We start from the raw sequence: 21,522 nt of genomic DNA on the forward strand, positions 1-21,522 counted from the left end.
GCGTTGTAAACTGATATTCCTGCAAACTATCCCTGATTCCATATATACTTCACCGCTAAAATAAAAACGATACGCAAACGATGACCAGCTTACCGATTGATCCGCTAAAATCCCACTTTCTGACGCAACTTTCAGCGTCCCACCTTATCGTCGAGGCCGACACGGGTTCAGGAAAATCCACACGTTTACCACTTTGGGCCGCAGAGCAGGGAAGAGTGTTAGTTGTCGAACCCAGACGCATTGCTTGTACGTCACTCGCGCAATTTCTAGCACAGACCAAACAAGAGCCACTTGGTAAATCCATCGGTTATGCGATTAAGCTCGACAATCGATGCGATGACAATACTCAGGTTGTGTTTGCGACGCCAGGTGTGGCACTGCGATGGTTTTCAGAAAGCCAGTTATCGGATTTCGATATCGTGATTGTGGATGAATTCCATGAGCGCCGTTGGGACTCGGATTTGTTGGTGGCACTGCTTAAAGAACACAAACAACATCAAGTCGTCGTCACGTCGGCAACCATTGAAGGGGAAAAGCTGGCGAAGTACTTTGGTGCGACACGTTTACGCGCGGAAGGGCGAAATTTCGATGTGGCTATCTGTCACCGAGCGTTGGATTCCAGACAGTTACCTGAAGCTCGACATTTGGAACAGAAAGTGAAGCAAGAAGTTGAAGCGCTGCTGGATATGGACGGTGATATTCTTGTGTTCCTGCCGGGGCGTAAAGAGATTGCGCAGTGCCAGTCTGTTCTGTCTGGTTTGGAAGAGATTATCGTGGCTCCGCTTCACGCTTCTGTGACGGATGCTCAAAGAGAAATCGCCCTGAATGTTCAAGCGCGTAAGAAGGTTGTTTTAGCCACGAACGTTGCTGAAACGTCATTAACCATCCCCAATATTGTCGCCGTGATTGATTCTGGTTTAGAAAGGCGAACGGAACAGCGAAACGGTAAAACAGCGTTAAGCCTGAAACACATTTCAAAAGCGAGCGCGAAACAGAGAAGCGGCCGCGCCGGACGTGTGATGGACGGCATCTGCATACGTCTATACGGTGAGCATGCGGCACTTGCGGAAGTTACGCCACCAGAGCTACACCGAGAATCTTTAACGGAAGCGATGCTCGCCTCTGCAAGTTGTGGGTACGCGCTAGACTCACTGACCTTTGTTGAGTCATTGCCAGAAAAATCGTTACATCAAGCCAAAGAAATCCTCAGAGGAATGAATGCGCTGGATGACAAAGGTTTAGCCACCGAACACGGAAAACGAATTTATCCATTACCAATTGACGCATTGTATGCAGATTTGGTTACGCGAATGCCAAACAGAGCATTGCAGGAAGCGATGGTGGATTTGACCGCCGTACTCGCGACACCGGCTAGCTTGTATCGATTATCTAGCAACGAAGAATCATTAGACAAACTCAGTCAAGAAGAGCCTCTATCGTGTGATGGCCAGTTAGCGATTCGATTGCTACGAGGGGAAGCGTTCTCAGGCGTAGCTGTAGACAACGATGTTCTGTTTGAAGCACAGGCTTTGTCCGAACAGATGAGAGAGGTTTTTGAACTTCCTCACCTTGAGGTCGCTTCTCGATATGACCATCGACGCCTCGTCGAATCGATCGCTCAACTTCATCCAGAACTGGTGTTTGTGCGAAGAGAAAAACGACAAGACGCCTTTGCAAATGGTTTGATGGAAGTAACACTAGGGCGTAATAGTCGACTTAAACCCAATACGCCGGCGGCGCTCGTGCTGGACACGCACAGTTTGCCAGGGCGAGGTGTAAAACAGACATTGAACCTAGCCACATTCGTCATGCCTGCTGATTTCAAACTTATTGAATCGCTTGAGCTGGGAACATGGCAGCAAGGTGAATCAAAAACCGTTGACGATGCGTTATATGTTGAAATGGAATTGGTCTATGCAGGTCGAGTAGTAGCGACTAAGCTGATTTCCGCGCAAGGTGCATACGCGGTTAAGCCGTTGTTGGAGTTGGTAAAGAGTGGTGTTCTATTGCCGGGTTTTGCAAAAGCTCGACATGCACAAATTGAACACTGGAAACTCTATATCGGACTTGGCAATGGGGGTGGCAATGAAACTGATGCCAATATTAGCTTTGACTCTTGGTTTAGCGAACAGCTTGAGATGCTTGAACTTACCGACCCTGAAGAGTTGGAAATGTTCTCGGAAGAGGATTTTCAATTTGAGGGTATCCCGTATTGGGAGTATCAAGACTTTGCAGAAATCTACCCTTTTGAGCTGAGTCTCGGTGACCTCAATTTAGATGTGGAATATATAGTGGCGAAAAAACTGGTTTACGTGATCTATCGGGATGGGCTACGCAAAGGCGATCCAAAGCGATGGGAACTACCAAGCTGGAAAGGATGGAGAGTGCAGTACAAGAAAGCGAGTCGGATTGTAGACGTGAGATAGCAAAATTATTTCATTCGTGAAATATTAAGCAACCGATCACGTATGGGTTTTTAATGTACATACAATGTTACAAGACTGATTTTTATATAGCTTTTTAAAACGTAAAAGGGGTATAAAAGACGAAAGTTTTATATCCTATTGCTATATCTAAACGGTTGGATGATATTTAGTACACTGTGCTGTCGATATATGCGGGGGAAGCGATATGGAGCATCAAATCAAGGCTAAAGTGGTATTTGACTATACCTCATTCCTCGGAGCGTCGTGTTCTAAAAAATGGACATTTTTGGAAGCAATGAGCACGTTTGCACCTATTTTCAGTCTGATGTGGAAAAACACAATCAAAGACTCGATCTCAGTAGAAGATCGTTTATGGGATCAGGCAATGAAGTCTCTTTCCGCAAGTAGGAGTGATGAGTCTAATATCATCACATTGGTAGAATTGGCGAAAAGCGAAGGGATAGAAGAGCTAAATGTAGTCATGCCTTACGAGCTTGATAACGAACAACTCAAACAAGTCTGTTCACGCGCTCATGCTAACGTTCAACGATTAAATCAAGACGAGCTAAAAATTACGTTCTAAGGTCCCAGTAAGCGGCCAACATAAGCTCTGAAGCTAAAATAAACATAAGCAAAAAGGGTCAGTATCGCTGACCCTTTTTGTTTCTAACAGGTTTGCTTATTAAAGCACTGCTGCGATACCTTGACACAGAGGTAGCATGTTTGAGCGAGTCATACCTGCAACGCTGATGCGGCCAGAACCTACGATGTAGATACCAAACTCATCTTTCAGGCGTGCTACTTGTTCTTTAGTGAGTCCAGAGAACGAGAACATACCGTTTTGACGTTCGATAAAGCTGAAGTCTGCGTCAACACCTTGCTCTTTTAGTGTGGCAACGAACAACTCACGCATAGCCTGAATACGATCACGCATCTCTTTTACTTCTTGTTCCCATTCTGCACGAAGTTCTGGGTTGCTCAAGATGTATGTTACAACTGCGCTACCGTGCGCTGGTGGGTTCGAGTAAATAGAACGAATAATCGCTTTCACTTGAGAGAACGCCGTTGTCGCCACTTCTTCAGACTCAGCAACTAGGGTAAACGCACCAACACGCTCATTGTATAGGCCAAAGTTCTTAGAGAATGAGCTCGCTACTAGAATTTCTTTGTTGTATTTCGCAAAAATACGTAGGCCAGCGGCATCTTCTTCTACGCCTTTCGCAAAACCTTGGTATGCGAAGTCAAATAGAGGCAGCAGTTTTTTCTCTGCAACTAATTTAGCGAGTGTTTCCCACTCTTCCAACGTTGGGTCGATGCCTGTTGGGTTGTGGCAGCAGCCGTGAAGTAGAACAACGTCACCTTCTGATGCTTTTTCTAGGTCCGCAACCATTGCCGCGAAATCTTTGTCTTTAGACTCTGCATCATAGTAACTGTATTGAGCGGTTTCGACACCAGCAGCAGTGAACACACCATTGTGGTTTGCCCAAGTTGGGTTGCTGATCCAAATCTTCACATTACCTAGTTGGCGCTTGATGAATTCACCAGCCACGCGAAGTGCACCAGTACCGCCAGGCGCTTGCGCAGTTTTTGCTAGTTTATTCGCGACAATGTCAGAATCGTCACCAAACAGTAGCTTTTGCACTGCTAGACCATATTCAGCAGTACCTTCGATCGTTAGGTAAGACTTTGTTTTTTCTGTTTCTACCAAAGCAGTTTCTGCTTTCTTTACGGTAGCTAGAACAGGTGTCTCACCTTGCTCGTTTTTGTAAATACCAACTCCAAGGTTGATTTTGTCAGTACGAGCGTCTTTTTTAAACTCTTCGGTAAGGCCAAGGATAGGATCTGCAGGAGCAGCTACTACTTTTTCAAACATATTGATCATCCATGTTAATCGACGTGGGTATACCGCTATTTATACCTTTCTCGCACAGTTGGTACAACCGTTTACATGAACAAAAATAAACAAAATTAAAATTTATGAGGAACATGCTGTGAAGTAAGTGTTTTCACTAGTTTAGTGGTTGATGTGGGAATGAGTGAATCGGCATTGTTGGTGTATACATCAAATCTAAGAGCGATAAAAAGAATGGAACTAAAGTTGTATATTTTAGAAACAAATATGCATATAGTTTCATTTATAATAACTGCTTAATATATTTGTTGTGATTATGTTTAAATGTTGTGCAACCAGTTACATTATTGGGCGATTTATACAACGTTAGGACTTAGGATAAATGGAACAATATAAAAAGATAACACTTGTTTCTTCAATATTTGCGCTTGCAGCTTGTGGCGGGGGAAGTAGTAGTGAAGAGAAAACGACGACTTACTCAGGCTCACTCGTCGTTCCACAAAGTGTCTCGGCACAGTCTGCTAGGGCATTAAGCAGGGAGCTATTTCGTCCATATAGTGCCGAGTGTCCAAATGTACCGGATGGCTATGAACCTATGGCGAATGCCAAGGTGACTCTGGAAGATTACATTGGTACGGCGTTAGGTGCAGAAACCACAACAGACAATTGTGGTGTGTTTACGCTAACGGTTCCTCAAGCCGACGTGACAGGTCAGGAGCCCGTAATCAGCGCTTCACTTGATGGCTACAAAACACTGAAAGCCCATGCAGATAACTTTGTTCAAACAGACAGCGATAAGGCTCCAACGGTTATTGCGTCCACGATTCCTGCTTCAGCCAATTACATTATTAGTGCGATCCAGAAAGCGAGTGGTGATGAGCTTATGTTCTCTGTCACCGATTCATCAACAAATAATGCGGTTATCCAGCTTACGAAAGCGGCTTTCAGTGTCAGTATCAATGGCCAGCCGATAGCTATTTCTAATTTAAACTCTTCTGATCAGCTTGGTGTTGCAAGTAGTAATGTATTGACGTTGGATAGAAGTGGCTCAATGCGACATAGCGCGACAGATGAAAACGGCGATGATGTAATAGATGATAACAACAGCATTGCGTACAACCTGTACAGGCTTACTGCTTTAGCGGCTCATCAATTTGTCTCAGAAAAAAGCACCGCGGATGAAGTGGCAGTGATTCCTTTTGCGTCAGACGTTCTCATGATTACAAATCAGCTTTTGACCACTTTTGATCTTGTTGATAGCAATGACCAGTCGGTAAGTTATAACTACTCAGACTCAGGTTTTTTGAAGGAACAAGCTAAGCTTCACTTTGCTATTGATGTTTACAACCCGCATTCTGGACTTTGGTCTGATGAGCCGCAGTATGATCAAAAGCATTCAGGCCGAAACGACGATATTGCGTCTATAGGAAACTCATTTATTTGGGGATACAGTACGGAACTAGAAAAAGCTGTAGACGAGTCGCTTATCGCTCTTATAAGCCGTGAAAACGCGATCAAACGAGCATTTGTAATGACCGACGGGCACAGTGATTTTAACGACAGAGCCGGTGTGATTGAAAAGGCTAACCAAAACTCTATCCCAGTTCATTCTATTGCGCTTGGTGCTGATGCAGATGAAGAAGACCTGAAAGCGATCTCTGAACAAACTGGCGGCACGTATTACAAGGTTATTAACACATCTGATATTGTAGGCATTTATTCTTCGCTACAAACAACGATCAAGTACGCTTACCTAGCGGCTTTGAACACGCCTTTACAAGCGGGTGACGTTGTAAAGCTATCTCTAGATATCAACGGTGAAACCGTAACGCGTGAGCTGACTATTCAGTAATCGCTTATATACTTATAAAAATGCAAGCGCTCAGCACATGGCTGGGCGCTTTCGTTTGTGCGTATTTCCTGTACTGAATGTTGACCTTATCAATGTGAGCACCTACCGTTTTGCTACTTTGAACGCACTAATCGCATCCTACTTTAGGTCTAACGCTCTCTCAGCGATTATAATCGGCGGCTTATTCTTAAAAGCAGCTAAGTAAAAACAATGAATCGCTACCAGCAGTTGGCTACAGACATCAAACAGTTGATAGAAAACGAAACATGGCGTGCAGGGGAGAAGATCCCATCAGTACGTGTGATGAGCCGCAGTGTCTCTGTTAGTGCTTCTACTGTCTTACAAGCCTACCAATTGCTGGAATCGGAAGGGTGGATAAAAGCCAAACCCCAATCTGGCTATTTCGTATCACCTGATATGGAAAGAGGCCACGCGCCACCGGTTGAGCACCACTTTTCTCAAACCGAGTATAAGGATGAGCTGTACGAATATCTGCGTAACAGCAGCCAAGTTGATGCCCCTTTGGGTTTGGCACTACCTGACTCAGGTTTGTATCCTTTTCAGACACTGACTCGGCATCTTGCAAGTGCTGGGAGAAAAATGCCGGCCAATAGTGCTGTAAGCGATCTTCCACCGGGAAATGAGCAATTAAGACGATTGATAGCGCAGCGCTATCTGAGAAACGGTGTTGTCGTTTCCCATCAAGATATTGTGATTACTTCAGGTGCGATGGAAGCCTTGAACCTTAGCTTACAGGTTGTTTCTAAACCTGGTGATCACGTTGTCATCGAAGACCCGGTGTTTTACGGCGCGATTGAAGCAACTCAGAGAAACCAGCTTGTTGCTGTCCCAGTTACGGTTGAACCATGCAACGGTATCGATTTGGAAGGCTTGGAAAATGCATTTCAGCGGAAAAGTGTTTCTGTGTGTTGGTTAATGCCAAATTATCAGAACCCAACAGGGGCTTTGTATAGCGATAAGAGCAAAAAAACGATCGTTGAGTTGGCAAATCAATACGATGTCAACATTATTGAAGATGACGTTTATTCCGAACTCCATTTCTCAGCCAACCAGCCTAAGCCCCTAAAATATTGGGATGAACACGATAGAGTATTGCTATGTGGCTCTTTTTCTAAATCGTTGTGTCCAGGCTATCGAATAGGGTGGGTCGTGAATAGAAAGCTGAGTGAGCGTCTACAAAAGCAGCAATTGCTGTCTACGCTTTCGAGCAGTTTCCCCATTCAACAAGGTGTTGCACATTACTTACAATATGAAAGTTATGACAACCATTTGCGTAAGCTGCGAAAAGAGCTTTGCTTGCGTCAAAAACAGTACACGAAGTTTATTGAAGCCACATTTCCAAGTGGTACCCAAATATTTGCGCCAAATGGTGGTTACTTTCTCTGGCTAAAGCTCCCTGAACAGCTAAGGATTTCGGCGATTTATCAACAGTTAATTTCTGAAGGGATCTCGTTTGGGTATGGAAGCTTATTCAGTGCGCAAGGGCGTTACCAAAATTACATACGCCTCAATATCTCCTTTGAGTTGAACGCGAAGACCGAAAGTGCCCTCCAGCGGATAGCGGAACGGGTACACACTCAACTGTTTGGAGATTTATCTTAGTAACTGTATTGCAACTATTCGGCTGGCTTGTAGTGAAATAGCCAAACGACAATTCACCGAGTTAATGTTATGCAAAGACAGAGTTCGAAGCATGAATATAGGCTGATTGTGGTGGCGATAGTCAGTGCGTTACTTGTTATTTTTGGCCACCTAATTTTATCTAAATCCTTTTCTGGCATGCCATTGCTTGAATACACTGCGGCCGCGATCCCCTTTGCTATGTTTGCTCTATGTATTTATGGTTTCCGCTACGCGTCTAAAGTTGATGAAGACAATTGAGTAAAGCCTCCTAAACCGAAGTCGGGTAGGAGGCTTTATGCACTAAAATTAGCGTGATGTTTTATCTGGATGTGAAGCGGAAGGATCTTGCTCGGATGGGTAAATACCCATCAGGTCTTCTGCATTTTGAAGCCAATCAGGATGCCAGAAATAGGGCTGGCTACCTGCTGGATGATCCCACTCCAGTGTTTTTTCGTGCCTGCCTAAATATGACAGGTCATCAAGTCTGAATACTTTCATAACTTGTCTCCTCACTAGACAACTTTTCTTAGTGAACCTAATAAGTATGGTTTATCTCGTGAGGTTTTGCTGAACGAAAAATCCGCAGAATCCCTGCAATAGAGAGCGGTTAGTCCTGATTCTTTTTATTCAAATCATCGACAATGGCTTGCTTTGCGTGCTCTATTGTCGGGGTTTCACCTTCTTCTAGATCTAACTCTTTACGACCATGCATCCCGGTTAGATCCTCTGCGACGTGAAGCCAGTCAGGATGCCAGTAATACGGTTGTGTACCTTGAGGGTGATCCCAGCTGTGTACACCGTCTTGGACGCCGTTATAGTTGAGGTCTTCAATTTTGAACACTTTCATTGTCCGTTCCCTGAACATAATAAACACCTTTAAAATTAGTAGATAAAGGACACATGTTCCAATTATTACAGGCATAAAAAAACCTCCGCATGCGGAGGTTTATATCATTCTTTTTGCGAATTAGAAGTTCGCAGAGCGTGGTGTACGTGGGAACGGGATCACGTCGCGAACGTTACCCATACCTGTTACGTAAGACACTAAACGCTCAAAACCAAGGCCGAAACCAGCGTGAGGTACTGTACCGTAACGACGTAGATCGCGGTACCAGCCCATGTGCTCAGGTTCGATACCCATTTCACGCATACGCTCGTCTAGAATATCCAGACGCTCTTCACGCTGAGAACCACCAATGATTTCGCCGATACCCGGTGCAAGTACGTCCATCGCTGCTACAGTCTTACCGTCATCGTTCAGACGCATGTAGAATGCTTTGATGTCTTTCGGGTAGTTCTTAACGATAACTGGCGCTTTGAAGTGTTCTTCTGCTAGGAAACGCTCATGCTCAGAAGACATGTCGATACCCCATTCAACTGGGAATTCGAACTCACGACCAGAATCAAGAAGGATTTGGATTGCGTCTGTGTAGTCAACTTGTGCGAAGTCAGAAGAAACGAATTGCTCTAGACGAGTAATGGCTTCTTTGTCGATGCGTTGTGCGAAGAACTCAAGGTCATCACGACGCTCTTCTAGTACCGCTTTGAATACGTACTTCAGCATGTCTTCAGCCAGTTTTGCTACGTCATCCAGTTCCGCGAATGCGACTTCTGGCTCAACCATCCAGAACTCTGCAAGGTGACGGCTGGTGTTCGAGTTTTCAGCACGGAACGTCGGGCCGAATGTGTACACTTTGCTTAATGCACAAGCGTAAGTTTCTGCGTTTAGCTGACCAGATACCGTTAGGAAAGTTTCTTTGCCGAAGAAGTCTTCGTTGTAATCCACTTTGCCTTCTTCTGTGCGAGGTAGGTTTTCCATGTCTAGCGTAGATACGCGGAACATTTCACCTGCACCTTCCGCATCAGATGCCGTAATTAGCGGAGCAGAAACCCAGAAGTAACCTTGCTCATGGTAAAAACGGTGGATGGCTTGAGATAGACAGTTACGAACACGTGCTACAGCGCCGATTACGTTTGTACGTGGGCGCAGGTGTGCAACTTCACGTAGGTACTCGATAGAGTGACGAGTCTTTGCCATTGGGTAAGTGTCTGCGTCTTCAACCCAACCTACAACCTTTACGTCTATCGCTGCTAGTTCGAAATCTTGGCCAGATGCTGGAGATTCAACAACTTTACCCGTCACTTCAACAGAACAACCTGTTGTCAGTTTTAGGACTTCGTCATTGTAATTATTTAAATTATTTGGGACCACGGCCTGAATCGGGTCGAAACAAGAACCGTCATAGATGGCAAGGAAAGAAATTCCAGCTTTGGAATCACGACGTGAACGGATCCAGCCTCGAACAGTTACTTCACTGTCTACTGCTAGCTTACCGCTTAGTACGTCATTTACAGGCGCGTAAGTCATGTTTTAAATATTCTCCATTGAGTAAAAATTCAACCCAATGCTTCAGTAACTCACTGTTTAACTAATGAGCAAACATTGGGTTGGGTAGAATTCTACATATTCAATGGAACATATTACCTTTCAATTCTTATGCTTCAACCTTTATTCTCAATTCCTCGTATAAAAATCGCGCAAATCGGCTTAATTCTTATGAGAAAGAGAAAACTGGTTGATAAGTAGTTCCAGATGTTCAGACAGCTGTTCAAGATTCATACTAATATCACGAGTCTGTGCGGCTGATTGAGACGTTTCGTCAGCATGCTGAGTGATTGTCTCGACTTTATGTTGAACTTCCAAACTGACCTGCGTTGTATTGCTGGTTTGTTGCTGAATATTTTCCGCATGTTGTAGCGCCTGTTGCATTTCAGACACCACTTCAGACATAGCGGAAGATAATGCTTCGATTTCGTTTGAACGTTGATGGGCTGTTTCGCAAACAGTATCGACAGATCGGAGTGATGTTTCACTGTCTTTCTGGAACTGAGAAATGATAGCTTCAATGCTTCCAGTTGCTTCGGCAGTGCGACTCGCTAATTGTCTGACTTCATCGGCGACCACAGCAAATCCACGACCTTGCTCACCTGCTCGTGCCGCTTCGATCGCAGCATTCAAAGCGAGTAAATTCGTTTGCTCTGCAATCCCTTTGATCACTTCCAAAATGGTGGATACCTCTGCCGTTTGCTGGTTGAGATCCACAATATTGCCTTTGACTTGCTCAATGTCTGTCACCAGACTTTTGATCTCAGTGCTCGCAGCATGTGCTTGAGTGGCACTTTGTTCAGCGATGCTTGTCGTGTGTTTGATCAAACCAGAGGCTTCTTCCGTTGCTTGTTCGACTTGGAGTTGTTGCGATTGCATCTGCTCAATGTTCGATTGCACATCAGACGTTTCTTTTTGCTGGTTGTGCGCAGCTTGATCAGTCACCATCGCCACATTCGTTAGCTGTGTGGCTGAGCTAGTCAGGTTATGCGAGGTATGTTGAACTTGTTGAAGGCTGTCGCTTACTGTACCCATAAAAGAGTTAATCGCGGTGGCTAACTGGCCAATTTCATCTTTATTTTCGTGCTCAAGTCTCTGTGATAAGTTTTTACTTTCGCTCACGCTCTGCATGTAGCTAGAGGTTTTCTGAATAGGGCGAACAATGAATTTTCGGATAAGGAGTAGGGTAACGAGAAAACCAATCAGCCCCAACGTCGCCATGATAGATACAGCAATAAATGTGCGTTGGCTGATAAGGCTATTCACGTGAGATAAATTGTACTCAAGGCGAATGGCGCCAAGCACTTCTCCTTCTGGTGCCATATGGCAAGAAACACAATTGGTGCCTCGATAGTTTTCGCTCGACTTCATCGGCAGTGCGACAACCAATCCTTTGCCCCATTCCGCTTGGATAGGTTCAATAATCAGTTCACCGTTTAGAGCGCGTCGATCAATGTCATCCGTTGGTTTTTGGTTCTCTTGGCCTGGGCCATAAAGTTTGCTGACGACGTCTGAGCGCAATACTTTGACTTGCTCAATGCCATCTTGTGCCAACGCTTTTTGGCGCAACGTTTCTTTTTGCGCCATCGTGCCTGTTAGCATCATCATGTTGAGGCTGTCGAAGTAGTTACTGGCCTTGTCATGCAACTGTTCACTGAGAACTGAGTTCATTAGCTCTTTCTGTTGCCAATATTGGTACGCTGTAGAAGCAGCCAAAACAAGGGAAAATACAGTAACAAGAGTCACCAGCAACTTGGTTGTAATCGTTGAGCTCATTTATAAGTACTTTGATTTTAAAATTGGAATAAATTTCAAGAGGATGTCCGAATTATATGACAATTCAACGGGGTGGGATACGGAATGTGACCACAGGCTAAGTGTGGTTTAAGTAAATGTGATGTGACGCTGCCGTTATCAAGGTTTTGACGCAACGCCATTTTTACGACACATCTCAAGGTTTGGTGTATCTATGTGCACAATTGATCGAGATTTATCGTGATGAGATGCTTGTCACACTTGGTGTAATTCCTTAGTATTGCCTGTCTTTTTTAAAGCTCGAGAACCAACCAATATGAGAACTGAACTTTACAAGGAATTTATGTTTGAAGCGGCACATCGCTTACCACATGTTCCTGAAGGTCATAAATGTGGTCGCCTGCATGGTCACTCTTTCTTAGTCCGTCTGTATGTTGAAGGTGACGTTGATCCACACACAGGTTGGGTTATCGACTTTTCTGAAATCAAAGCCGCTTTCAAGCCTATTTACGATCGTTTAGATCACTACTATTTGAATGATATCGAAGGCTTAGAGAATCCAACCAGTGAAGTGCTGGCAAAATGGATTTGGCAGGAGCTTAAGCCAAGCTTGCCTTTACTGAGTAAAGTTGAGATTAAAGAAACGTGCACTGCGGGCTGTATTTACAAGGGCGAATAAGTGTAAATATCTCCCGAGAACAGGTGAAAGCGGAGCTCAGGCTTCGCTTTTTTTGTATCTATGCTTTGCGGATCTAGGTTTTGTGTTCCTAAGACTTGTGAAAGTTACCAGTATTTACTGGCGATATTTCTCTAAAGTTGACAGGGTTTTCTGGTTAATAAGTCTACAATGATGGCGTTTTGTCAAATATTGTCATTGCATTCCCTCAATCAATAGATAATATGAAATGACCTCGCTTATTGAGAGGTGGGTCGCACGAACCGCGACTCTCGTTTTATACGGAATCTTTCACAACATCGGACATTATAATGATTTTAAAAATTACCACGCCAATTATTGAACCAACCGAAGGTTCGCCACATTCATGGCTGGCAGCACAACCATTTTCTTCTTCATTTTCCGAAAGCCCTTCTTTTTGCTCGTCTGCATTTTCTCGCTTCTTTAATTTCAAAGCTCGCTGCTCGTATTTCTTTTGATTGTTAGCCACAGCGCTAGGCACACGCGCACCTCAATCTTTATCAATCAAAATAGAATACGACAATATGAATACTAAACTTCTAGGTAGCTCCCTGATTATCTCTGGCACGGCTTTAGGTGCTGGTATGCTTGCAATCCCAATGGTACTGGCTCAATTTGGCCTGTGGTATGGGACTTTATTAATGATATTTATTTGCTTTGGAACAACATACGCCGCGTTGTTGTTGCTTGAAGCGACGATTAAATCGGGTGGTGGGTTAGGGCTTAACTCAATCGCTCGCAAAACATTGGGCAAAGGCGGGCAGTTGGTGTCCAATGCACTACTTTATGCGCTCCTAATCTGCCTATTGATGGCTTACATTCTTGGCGCTGCAGATCTCGTAAACCAACTCGCACTCAAATTTGGTGTGGATTTAACGAATCACCAAAGCCAAATCGGATTTACACTTCTGTCAGGTATGGTTATTGCTACTGGCACAGGAGTGATAGATAAATTAAACCGCGCATTGTTCTTCGTGATGATCGCCAGTCTTTCAGCAACTTTACTCTTCCTTCTACCAGAATTCAGTAGCAACAATCTTATCCGAGTGATTAATGACGACCACTTTGCGCTGATCAAAACGAGTGCTGTACTGTTTACGAGCTTTGGGTTCATGGTTGTAATTCCGTCTCTGGTTTCGTACAACAAAGAGGCAACGGATAAGCAACTTCGAAATATGGTGATTGTGGGCTCGCTGATTCCTCTCGTGTGTTACTTGTGTTGGCTATTCGCTGTCGTGGGCAACTTGAAGCCAGAACAGTTGGGCGAGCTCAAAGGTATTAGTGATTTAATTGCAGCGTTTGAGCATCATTCAAGCTGGTTTGCGTCGTTGCTTTCTGTGTTTACAGGGTTAGCGTTATTGACCTCGTTTTTTGGCGTGGCGATGTCTCTGTACAATCAGAACCGTGACATGTTTAATCAAAATAGAGTCGTCACTTACGTGATCACCTTCATCTTACCTTTGGTTGGTGCCATGTTTGCGGCCGACAAGTTTTTATCTGTGTTAGCTTACGCAGGTATCATTTTGGTAGTGTTGGCGATTTTTGTCCCACTGGCTATGGTTTATAAACTCAGACTCGCGGGTACAGAAGAAGAGCGTTACACCACGGAAGGTGGTACGACGATGTTACTATTTTCACTGCTGTTCGGCGGGTTTTTGCTGGCGTCTCAAGTGATCTAGCTTGGCAAAAAACACTCAGTTACTAAAAAGCCCGGGCATTTGCTCGGGCTTGTTTTATTCAGCTATAACATCAACATTGATATTAGCAGATAACCTTAACTGCTAGACCACCTTGAGATGTTTCACGGTATTTAGCATTCATATCTTTACCCGTCTCAAGCATGGTTTCGATAACCTTATCTAGAGAGACTGTCGGCGCAGAAGAACGGCGAAGTGCCATGCGTGAAGAGTTGATCGATTTCACGGCTGCAATGCCATTACGTTCGATACATGGAACCTGTACTTGCCCTGCTACTGGGTCACAAGTTAGGCCTAGGTTATGTTCCATTGCGATTTCAGCTGCCATACACACTTGCTCAGGGCTACCACCCATAAGCTCTGCAAGGCCCGCTGCTGCCATTGAACATGCAACACCGACTTCACCCTGGCAACCCACTTCAGCACCAGAGATAGACGCGTTACGCTTGTATAGACCACCAATCGCACCAGAGGCTGCGAAGTAACGGATGTAGTCTTTTTCTGTAACCGTTTGGATGAACTTATCGTAGTACGCAAGAACCGCTGGGATGATGCCACATGCACCGTTTGTTGGCGCTGTAACCACTCGGCCACCTGCTGCGTTTTCTTCGTTTACAGCAAACGCAAACATGTTTACCCAGTCAACAACCGACATTGGGTCGTTTGAGGTTTTTTCTGAAGTGAGAAGTTGCTGATGTAACGCAGCCGCACGACGAGGCACACGAAGTGGACCCGGAAGAATACCTTCTTCGTTCATGCCGCGTTCCATACACTCTTTCATCGTCTTCCAGATTTTTGCGAAGTACTCGCGTGTCTCTTCTTCAGTGTGTAATGCACGCTCGTTTTTCATCACTAGCGCACTGATAGAAAGACCGCTTTCACGCGTTTGGGCAACCAATTCGTCTGCTGATGTGAATGGGTAAGGTACTTGAACTGGGTTCTCAACTTCTTTACCGAAGTTCTCTTCATCAACGATAAAACCACCGCCGATAGAGTAGTACGTTTTAGAGAACACTTTCTCGTCGCCATTCCAAGCGTGGATTTGCATGCCGTTTTCGTGAAGCTCTAAGTTAGTAGTATGGAAGTTCATACCACCGTCTTTCGGGAACGATACTGTGTGACAGTTATTGTCAACAGGCAGGCGCTCAGTTTCTTCTACTTGAGCGATAAAGCCCGGAATAGAGTCAATATCTACTTTCTCAGGGGTATTACCAGCAAGACCCATGATGATAGCAATATCAGTGTGGTGACCTTTCCCTGTCAGTGATAGCGATCCATAGACATCAACGGTGATTTTAGTGATGGTTTGCAATTTTTCCATTGCATTTAATTCATCAATAAACTCTTTACCCGCTTTCATTGGGCCTACAGTGTGAGAACTTGAAGGACCAACGCCAATTTTAAAGATGTCGAAAACACTAATCATATCGATTACCTCAAAAGTAAGCCTCCCAGGGGTAGGGAGGCTTATAATATCGTTATATTTTTGGCCTAAGCACGTAAAAAACGTGATTAAAGAGCGCCGTAGATTACAGAACTAATTGCTGCAAGACCACATATTGTTGTGAAAACTTGTACTAGCGCAGAAGTTTTGTACTTCGCCATTGCTGGGACCTTGTTCATGGCAAAAATTGGCATTAGGAACAGGATACCGGCAATCATCGGTGCACCCATTGTTTCAATCATACCTAGGATGCTTGGGTTAACGATAGCCACAATCCAAGTAGTGATAACGATGAACAACAGAGACGCTTTTTCAATTTTGCTTACAGAAGCGTTAGAGCGTGATTTAACTAAGCCAACAAGACCTTCATGTGCCCCCAAGAAGTGACCGAAGTAGCTTGAAGTGATGGCAGCAAATGCCACTAGAGGACCTAGGTAAGAAATCAGTGGAGACTCATGCATGTTCGCTAGGTAAGAAAGAACCGAAATGTTTTGCTCTTTCGCCATAGCGAGTTGTTCTGGAGATAGAGAGAGAACAACAGAGAATACGAAGAACATGACGAAGCCCATTAGCATCATCGCTGCGCCACCAGTGATGGCATCTGTTTTCTTCACTGCATTCTCACCGTAAACACGACGTTGCTCTTTAGAGAACTGAGAAATGATAGGGCTGTGGTTGAAAGAAAACACGATGATTGGAATCGCAAGCCAAACGATGGTTGGCATTGCAGACCAGTCTGGTGCAACTTCCATCATTGAACCATTCCACTCAGGAATCAGGTAGAACGAAAGCGCAAGTAGAACCAATACCAATGGGTAAACCATAGCAGAAGTCGCTTTTAGCATCAGCTCTTTACCAAATACTACGCCCGCAGTCATTGCAGCAATCAGCGCACCTGACAGCAACCAGCGAGGGATAGATTCCATACCAACTTGGTTAACTAAAAACGAGTCTACAGTGTTGGTAATGCCAACGCCGTAAATAAGAACGATTGGGTAGATAGCGAAAAAGTAAGCGAAAGTAATAAGGTTTGCGCCAGTCTTACCAAAGTGTTCTTCAACAGTGTCAGTGATGTCGGCTTCAGGATTTTTCGCAGAAAGAACGAAACGAGCCAGAGATTTGTGAGCGAACCAAGTCATTGGAGCGGCAATCAGAGCAAGGATTACTAATGGCCAGAAACCACCAGCGCCCGCTTTAATTGGAAGGAAAAGTACGCCAGCACCTACAGCGGTACCGAATAGCGATAGGCACCAAGTGAAGTCTTTGTAAGTAAACTTACTCGACGATCGTGCGGTATCTACCGCAGAAGTAGTAGTTTTCATTTGTGATACTCATTTTGGGAACAGGAAATAAGTCGGCCGCAATTCTGCATAAAAACATGCTTTCGCATATAGATCTAAATCACGAATCGGGTTGTGACGTTGCATGATATTGCAAAAATATGTGCATTGTCACGAAAATGACGTGCCACGCGCGAGGTTTACTAATGAGTTTGATTAGATTTTCTAATTTCGCGTTAACAAAATTAGAACTTTTTCACAGTATGAGTGACTGTTACTGAGTAAAGAGAAAACAAGAGTGCCGCATAATGCTGCAACAACACGGCTAACGGTACAAAATGTGTTTTTGAAGTGCTTGAATGATTTGTGCTGTCATACCCCATATAAAGTGGTTCTGGTAGGAAAGCCCAAAGACACGATGTGTGTACTCCCCGAATTGAAACTGGTGACTATGCAGTTGATATCGATCAAAAACAATGCGTGCCGGCACTTCGAATACTTCATCGACTTCGTTTCTATCAATTGTGGTGACATAGGAGTTATCGACAAAACCGAGGAAAGGGGTAACGCTAAATTTGCTGATGGTGACCAGTTCAGGCATCTGGCCAAATATCGAGATTTGTTGGTTCTCGATACCAATTTCTTCGTATGTTTCACGCAAAGCCGTATGCGCTAAATTGATGTCATCATCTTCGTATTTGCCCCCCGGAAAGCTAATTTGTCCAGGGTGGTGTTTCAGATGTTTTGCGCGGCGCGTGAATATCACGTTGAGCCCGTTGTCTCGCTCCACAAAACCGATCAGCACCGATGCTTTACGCAGCGGATACGATTTTAAATGAGCGACACGCCTCATCGAATCTTTATGGTAATCCACCGTTTGGTGAAGTTGAAAATTCTGAATTAGCTGGCTTTTGTTGAGTTCTGGGCTCACATTAACTCCATAACTGACTGTAAATAAAGGGTATTGGTTGACTACTTTTTATTTGTTTATAACGTAATAATAGTTCATACCCACAAAGTCGTTGTACGGTTAACTTTCCAGTACAGGTAGAATCCGGCTTAGTTTATCCAATGTTTCTTGATATTCTGCATCACATTGGCTGTCTGCAACCAGTCCTCCACCCGCCCAAACGTGCATAGTGCTGTTTTCCGCGATCAAAGTTCGGATGGTGATACTGGTATCCATTCGGCCATGTCGGCTTATGTACCCAATACTGCCGCAGTAAGCACTGCGTCGGTGAGGCTCTAATTCTTCGATAATCTCCATCGCACGTATTTTCGGCGCGCCAGTAATCGACCCACCTGGAAAACTCGCTCGAAGCAGATCGGCCGCGCTGTATTGAGCGTCAAGTTCCGCGCGGATTGTACTCACTAGGTGGTGTACCGCAGGGAAGCTTTCTATATCAAACAGTTTAGGTACGTGAACAGTGCCCGGTTTGGCGACTCGACCAATATCGTTACGCAGTAAATCGACAATCATCAAGTTTTCAGCTTGGTCTTTTTCTGCGTTGGCTAGTTCTGTCGCAGCAGCTTGATCTTCCTCTGGGTTTTCGTATCTTGGTCTTGTCCCTTTGATAGGTTTGGTTTCAATCACGCGGTCTTTGACCTCAAGAAAACGCTCAGGTGAAACACTCAAGATTGCGCCTTGCTCAGTACGAATAAACGCGGAGAATGGCACTTGATTGACCGCTTCTAACTTTTGGTAAGCGCGCCATTCACTGCCGGAGTATTTGGCTTTAAATCGTTGAGCAAGGTTGATCTGATAGCAGTCACCTGAACGCAAATACTCTTGGACTTGAGCAAACTTGGTGCTGTAGCTCTCTTTGGTCATGTTTGATTGCCAACTGCCATGCAAAGTGAAAGCGTCAGCTAGAGTAGGGGACTGTTCTAATAGCCATTGATAATGAAGTTCTACCTCTTGCCCCACGACGTAGGCAGCCTTGTCTTTGTGATCAATCACAACAGCCCAGTCAAACAATCCAACCGCCATGTCTGGTGTTGATAAGTCGTGTTCCGCAATGTCAGGCAAATGTTCAACTCTGCGCCCAAGATCATAAGAAAAATAGCCTAGAGCCCCTCCAATGAACGGTAACTCACCGTCATAGGCACAGCTTGGTAACCACTGCTGCTGATACTGCTGTAAGAGTGTGAACGGGTCAGCTTCAGACTCAAAAGTCTCGCGTGAAGTAACAACAGTCGTTTTACTTCCTAGTGTGGTTAATGTGGCGATCGGGTCAGCCACCAAAATATCAAAACGGCTATCGATATGATTTGGGGAAGCCGAACGTAACAACATTGCCCAAGGCATATGCTCGATACGGCTGAAAAGTTGCTGAGCGAGGTCAGTTTGATAGTTAATCGTTTTGATTTCTAAGCTATTTGGTGTGTTGTTATTCATTTGTGTAATTTGTGACAAAGAGTTCGATCACTGCATGGTAACAGAGGGAAAGCAAGAGTATCATAATGCGAACCCAAGCTGCTAGATGACGTTCAACAATAACAATAGCGCAGTTTATCTTCATCAAATGCGAGATAAGCAAACGTTTTCTTAGTGGTTACAAAAGGAAGCATAACTATAACGAGGCATGCAATGACGGTAATTCGCAAGCAAGATGTCATCAGCAGTGTTGCTGATGCACTTCAGTACATCTCTTACTACCACCCTTTAGATTTTGTTCAAGCTCTGGAAAAGGCCTACCACAAAGAAGAAAGCCAAGCGGCAAAAGACGCCATCGCTCAAATTCTGATTAACTCTCGTATGTCTGCTGAAGGTCACCGACCTATTTGTCAGGACACGGGTATCGTAACGTGTTTCGTGAACATCGGCATGGGTGTTCAATGGGACTCTACCGATATGACGGTTCAGCAGATGGTTGACGAGGGTGTTCGCCAAGCTTACACCAACCCAGATAACCCGCTACGTGCCTCGGTGCTTATGGACCCAGCAGGTAAGCGAATCAACACCAAAGATAACACGCCAGCCGTTGTACACATCAATATGGTGCCAGGCGATAAAGTTGAAATCCAAATCGCGGCAAAAGGCGGCGGTAGTGAAAACAAAACCAAGATGGTGATGCTCAACCCATCGGACGACATTGCTGAGTGGGTAGAGAAAACACTGCCAACGATGGGTGCAGGCTGGTGTCCACCAGGCATGCTAGGTATCGGTATCGGTGGTACAGCTGAGAAAGCGGCAGTACTGGCGAAAGAATCTTTGATGGAACACATCGATATCCAAGAGCTTATCGAGCGTGGCCCACAAAATGCAGAAGAAGAACTGCGTTTGGACATCTTTAACCGAGTAAACCGACTAGGCATTGGCGCCCAAGGTCTGGGCGGTTTAACGACTGTTGTTGACGTGAAAATCAAAACCGCACCTACGCACGCAGCGTCAAAGCCAGTGTGTCTGATCCCTAACTGTGCTGCAACGCGTCACGTACACTTCACACTAGACGGAACTGGTCCTGCGGATCTAACGCCACCAAAATTGGAAGAGTGGCCAGACATCACTTGGGAAGCGGGCGACAACACTCGCCGCGTAAACCTTGATACGGTGACAAAAGAAGAAGTTGAGCAGTGGAAGACAGGCGAGACCGTTCTTCTCTCTGGTAAGATTCTTACGGGTCGTGACGCGGCACACAAACGCATCCAAACTATGCTGCAAAATGGTGAAGGTTTACCTGAAGGCGTCGATTTCAAAGGTAAATTTATCTATTACGTAGGCCCAGTAGACGCGGTGGGTGATGAAGCCGTTGGTCCTGCTGGTCCAACAACGTCAACGCGTATGGATAAGTTCACCGACATGATGCTTGATGAGACAGGCATCATGGGCATGATCGGCAAAGCAGAGCGTGGCCCTGCGACAGTGGAATCAATTAGAAAGCACAAAGCGGTATACTTGATGGCTGTTGGTGGCGCTGCTTACTTAGTGGCGAAAGCGATTAAGAAAGCGCGTGTCGTGGCATTTGAAGACTTAGGTATGGAAGCTATCTACGAGTTTGAAGTGGAAGATATGCCAGTCACCGTGGCGGTTGACTCAAACGGTACTAACGCTCACCAAATTGGTCCAGATACGTGGAAAGTGAAAATCCAAGAGATGGAAGAGCAGCTATAAGCATTCTCAGGAGTGTGAGAAACTGCTGATTTAATTAGGTAACATTTGACAAAGGTGCGGTTCAGTCGCACCTTTAGTCCATATATTCTAATTCTTTTAAATGTTTGGAGCGTTCATGCCTCGTTTTGTTCAAATCCTACAACTGATTATTGCAGTGGTAGTGGGTGGAGTTGTGGGTTACGACCTTATTCTTCACGGAATCAGTATCTTTGATGAAAAGTACGTCACAATCGCATTGGTTCTGGCTCTACTTGTTGAAATTTCACTTTTCGTTGTCTACAAACTGATTGAAGACGATTAGACTCAAAGAGCAAATCTGACTCTCGAAGCCCTTGATTTTTATCAAGGGCTTTTTTATTCATCTACGATTAAGAT

At 44.8% G+C, this 21,522-nt stretch carries 19 protein-coding genes; 9 read left to right on the forward strand and 10 right to left on the reverse strand.

Translation table 11 applies throughout. From position 1 onward, the window contains the following. Positions 1-80: 80 nt before the first annotated feature. Complete coding sequence (locus NP165_RS05620; protein WP_257085335.1) at positions 81-2,426, forward strand: helicase-related protein; 2,346 nt, start codon at positions 81-83, stop codon at positions 2,424-2,426. A gap of 205 nt (positions 2,427-2,631) precedes the next feature. After that, entirely contained in the window at positions 2,632-3,009 is a 378-nt protein-coding gene (locus NP165_RS05625; protein ID WP_257085336.1) for a transporter, read from the forward strand. A gap of 99 nt (positions 3,010-3,108) precedes the next feature. Here the strand turns inward: NP165_RS05625 and NP165_RS05630 are convergent, their stop codons facing one another. Next, complete coding sequence (locus NP165_RS05630; protein ID WP_257085337.1) at positions 3,109-4,299, reverse strand: amino acid aminotransferase; 1,191 nt, start codon at positions 4,297-4,299, stop codon at positions 3,109-3,111. Positions 4,300-4,660: 361 nt separating this feature from the next. On the opposite strand from NP165_RS05630, the gene NP165_RS05635 reads away from it, so the two are divergent. From NP165_RS05635 to NP165_RS05645, 3 genes are all read left to right on the forward strand, one after another. Beyond that, positions 4,661-6,130, forward strand: coding sequence for a vWA domain-containing protein (locus tag NP165_RS05635; RefSeq protein ID WP_257085338.1), 1,470 nt, complete (start codon positions 4,661-4,663; stop codon positions 6,128-6,130). 210 nt (positions 6,131-6,340) lie between these two features. Then, entirely contained in the window at positions 6,341-7,753 is a 1,413-nt protein-coding gene (locus tag NP165_RS05640) for an aminotransferase-like domain-containing protein (RefSeq protein WP_257085339.1), read from the forward strand. A gap of 69 nt (positions 7,754-7,822) precedes the next feature. Then, a complete protein-coding gene (locus NP165_RS05645; RefSeq protein WP_257085340.1) occupies positions 7,823-8,032 on the forward strand; it encodes a hypothetical protein in 210 nt (69 codons plus the stop codon). A 48-nt stretch (positions 8,033-8,080) separates the two neighbouring features. Here NP165_RS05645 and NP165_RS05650 read toward each other — a convergent pair whose 3' ends face one another. From NP165_RS05650 to NP165_RS05665, 4 genes are all read right to left on the reverse strand, one after another. Then, positions 8,081-8,272 carry a hypothetical protein gene (locus NP165_RS05650; RefSeq protein ID WP_257085341.1) on the reverse strand — a complete coding sequence of 64 codons (192 nt, stop codon included), beginning with the start codon at positions 8,270-8,272 and terminating at the stop codon, positions 8,081-8,083. Between the two features lie 109 nt (positions 8,273-8,381). Next, positions 8,382-8,621, reverse strand: a complete 240-nt coding sequence (locus NP165_RS05655) for a hypothetical protein (RefSeq protein WP_257085342.1) — start codon at positions 8,619-8,621, stop codon at positions 8,382-8,384. Positions 8,622-8,741: 120 nt separating this feature from the next. Next, positions 8,742-10,142, reverse strand: coding sequence for an asparagine--tRNA ligase (asnS, locus tag NP165_RS05660; protein WP_257085343.1), 1,401 nt, complete (start codon positions 10,140-10,142; stop codon positions 8,742-8,744). A gap of 180 nt (positions 10,143-10,322) precedes the next feature. After that, positions 10,323-11,936, reverse strand: a complete 1,614-nt coding sequence (locus tag NP165_RS05665; RefSeq protein ID WP_257085344.1) for a methyl-accepting chemotaxis protein — start codon at positions 11,934-11,936, stop codon at positions 10,323-10,325. A 295-nt stretch (positions 11,937-12,231) separates the two neighbouring features. On the opposite strand from NP165_RS05665, the gene queD reads away from it, so the two are divergent. Beyond that, positions 12,232-12,594, forward strand: a complete 363-nt coding sequence (gene queD / locus NP165_RS05670) for a 6-carboxytetrahydropterin synthase QueD (RefSeq protein ID WP_257085345.1) — start codon at positions 12,232-12,234, stop codon at positions 12,592-12,594. 274 nt (positions 12,595-12,868) lie between these two features. Here queD and NP165_RS05675 read toward each other — a convergent pair whose 3' ends face one another. Then, complete coding sequence (locus NP165_RS05675) at positions 12,869-13,093, reverse strand: hypothetical protein (RefSeq protein ID WP_257085346.1); 225 nt, start codon at positions 13,091-13,093, stop codon at positions 12,869-12,871. A 43-nt stretch (positions 13,094-13,136) separates the two neighbouring features. On the opposite strand from NP165_RS05675, the gene NP165_RS05680 reads away from it, so the two are divergent. Beyond that, entirely contained in the window at positions 13,137-14,291 is a 1,155-nt protein-coding gene (locus tag NP165_RS05680) for an amino acid permease (protein WP_257085347.1), read from the forward strand. An 82-nt stretch (positions 14,292-14,373) separates the two neighbouring features. Here the strand turns inward: NP165_RS05680 and NP165_RS05685 are convergent, their stop codons facing one another. The 4 genes from NP165_RS05685 to pabB form a co-directional block, all read right to left on the reverse strand. Further along, positions 14,374-15,735 (reverse strand): L-serine ammonia-lyase, encoded by a 1,362-nt coding sequence (locus NP165_RS05685; protein ID WP_257085348.1) that lies wholly within the window; start codon positions 15,733-15,735, stop codon positions 14,374-14,376. An 86-nt stretch (positions 15,736-15,821) separates the two neighbouring features. Then, positions 15,822-17,075 (reverse strand): aromatic amino acid transport family protein, encoded by a 1,254-nt coding sequence (locus NP165_RS05690; RefSeq protein ID WP_257085349.1) that lies wholly within the window; start codon positions 17,073-17,075, stop codon positions 15,822-15,824. 283 nt (positions 17,076-17,358) lie between these two features. Beyond that, the gene (locus NP165_RS05695; protein WP_257085350.1) at positions 17,359-17,964 is read right to left on the reverse strand and encodes a CoA pyrophosphatase; all 606 of its coding nucleotides are present in this window, start codon (positions 17,962-17,964) and stop codon (positions 17,359-17,361) included. A 99-nt stretch (positions 17,965-18,063) separates the two neighbouring features. Beyond that, positions 18,064-19,431, reverse strand: a complete 1,368-nt coding sequence (gene pabB, locus NP165_RS05700) for an aminodeoxychorismate synthase component 1 (protein ID WP_257085351.1) — start codon at positions 19,429-19,431, stop codon at positions 18,064-18,066. Between the two features lie 192 nt (positions 19,432-19,623). On the opposite strand from pabB, the gene NP165_RS05705 reads away from it, so the two are divergent. Both NP165_RS05705 and NP165_RS05710 read left to right on the forward strand, forming a co-directional pair. Then, complete coding sequence (locus tag NP165_RS05705; protein ID WP_257085352.1) at positions 19,624-21,147, forward strand: fumarate hydratase; 1,524 nt, start codon at positions 19,624-19,626, stop codon at positions 21,145-21,147. Positions 21,148-21,262: 115 nt separating this feature from the next. Further along, a complete protein-coding gene (locus tag NP165_RS05710; protein WP_257085353.1) occupies positions 21,263-21,448 on the forward strand; it encodes a hypothetical protein in 186 nt (61 codons plus the stop codon). Positions 21,449-21,522: the final 74 nt, after the last annotated feature.

Origin of the sequence: Vibrio japonicus (assembly GCF_024582835.1) — a bacterium.
Taxonomy (GTDB): domain Bacteria; phylum Pseudomonadota; class Gammaproteobacteria; order Enterobacterales; family Vibrionaceae; genus Vibrio; species Vibrio japonicus.

Coding starts and splice junctions, on each gene's coding strand:
- NP165_RS05620 (WP_257085335.1), top strand. CDS start 81: ATGACCAGCTTACCGATTGATCCGCTAAAATCCCACTTTCTGACGCAA.
- NP165_RS05625 (WP_257085336.1), top strand. CDS start 2,632: ATGGAGCATCAAATCAAGGCTAAAGTGGTATTTGACTATACCTCATTC.
- NP165_RS05630 (WP_257085337.1), bottom strand. CDS start 4,299: ATGTTTGAAAAAGTAGTAGCTGCTCCTGCAGATCCTATCCTTGGCCTT.
- NP165_RS05635 (WP_257085338.1), top strand. CDS start 4,661: ATGGAACAATATAAAAAGATAACACTTGTTTCTTCAATATTTGCGCTT.
- NP165_RS05640 (WP_257085339.1), top strand. CDS start 6,341: ATGAATCGCTACCAGCAGTTGGCTACAGACATCAAACAGTTGATAGAA.
- NP165_RS05645 (WP_257085340.1), top strand. CDS start 7,823: ATGCAAAGACAGAGTTCGAAGCATGAATATAGGCTGATTGTGGTGGCG.
- NP165_RS05650 (WP_257085341.1), bottom strand. CDS start 8,272: ATGAAAGTATTCAGACTTGATGACCTGTCATATTTAGGCAGGCACGAA.
- NP165_RS05655 (WP_257085342.1), bottom strand. CDS start 8,621: ATGAAAGTGTTCAAAATTGAAGACCTCAACTATAACGGCGTCCAAGAC.
- asnS (WP_257085343.1), bottom strand. CDS start 10,142: ATGACTTACGCGCCTGTAAATGACGTACTAAGCGGTAAGCTAGCAGTA.
- NP165_RS05665 (WP_257085344.1), bottom strand. CDS start 11,936: ATGAGCTCAACGATTACAACCAAGTTGCTGGTGACTCTTGTTACTGTA.
- queD (WP_257085345.1), top strand. CDS start 12,232: ATGAGAACTGAACTTTACAAGGAATTTATGTTTGAAGCGGCACATCGC.
- NP165_RS05680 (WP_257085347.1), top strand. CDS start 13,137: ATGAATACTAAACTTCTAGGTAGCTCCCTGATTATCTCTGGCACGGCT.
- NP165_RS05685 (WP_257085348.1), bottom strand. CDS start 15,735: ATGATTAGTGTTTTCGACATCTTTAAAATTGGCGTTGGTCCTTCAAGT.
- NP165_RS05690 (WP_257085349.1), bottom strand. CDS start 17,075: ATGAAAACTACTACTTCTGCGGTAGATACCGCACGATCGTCGAGTAAG.
- pabB (WP_257085351.1), bottom strand. CDS start 19,431: ATGAATAACAACACACCAAATAGCTTAGAAATCAAAACGATTAACTAT.
- NP165_RS05705 (WP_257085352.1), top strand. CDS start 19,624: ATGACGGTAATTCGCAAGCAAGATGTCATCAGCAGTGTTGCTGATGCA.
- NP165_RS05710 (WP_257085353.1), top strand. CDS start 21,263: ATGCCTCGTTTTGTTCAAATCCTACAACTGATTATTGCAGTGGTAGTG.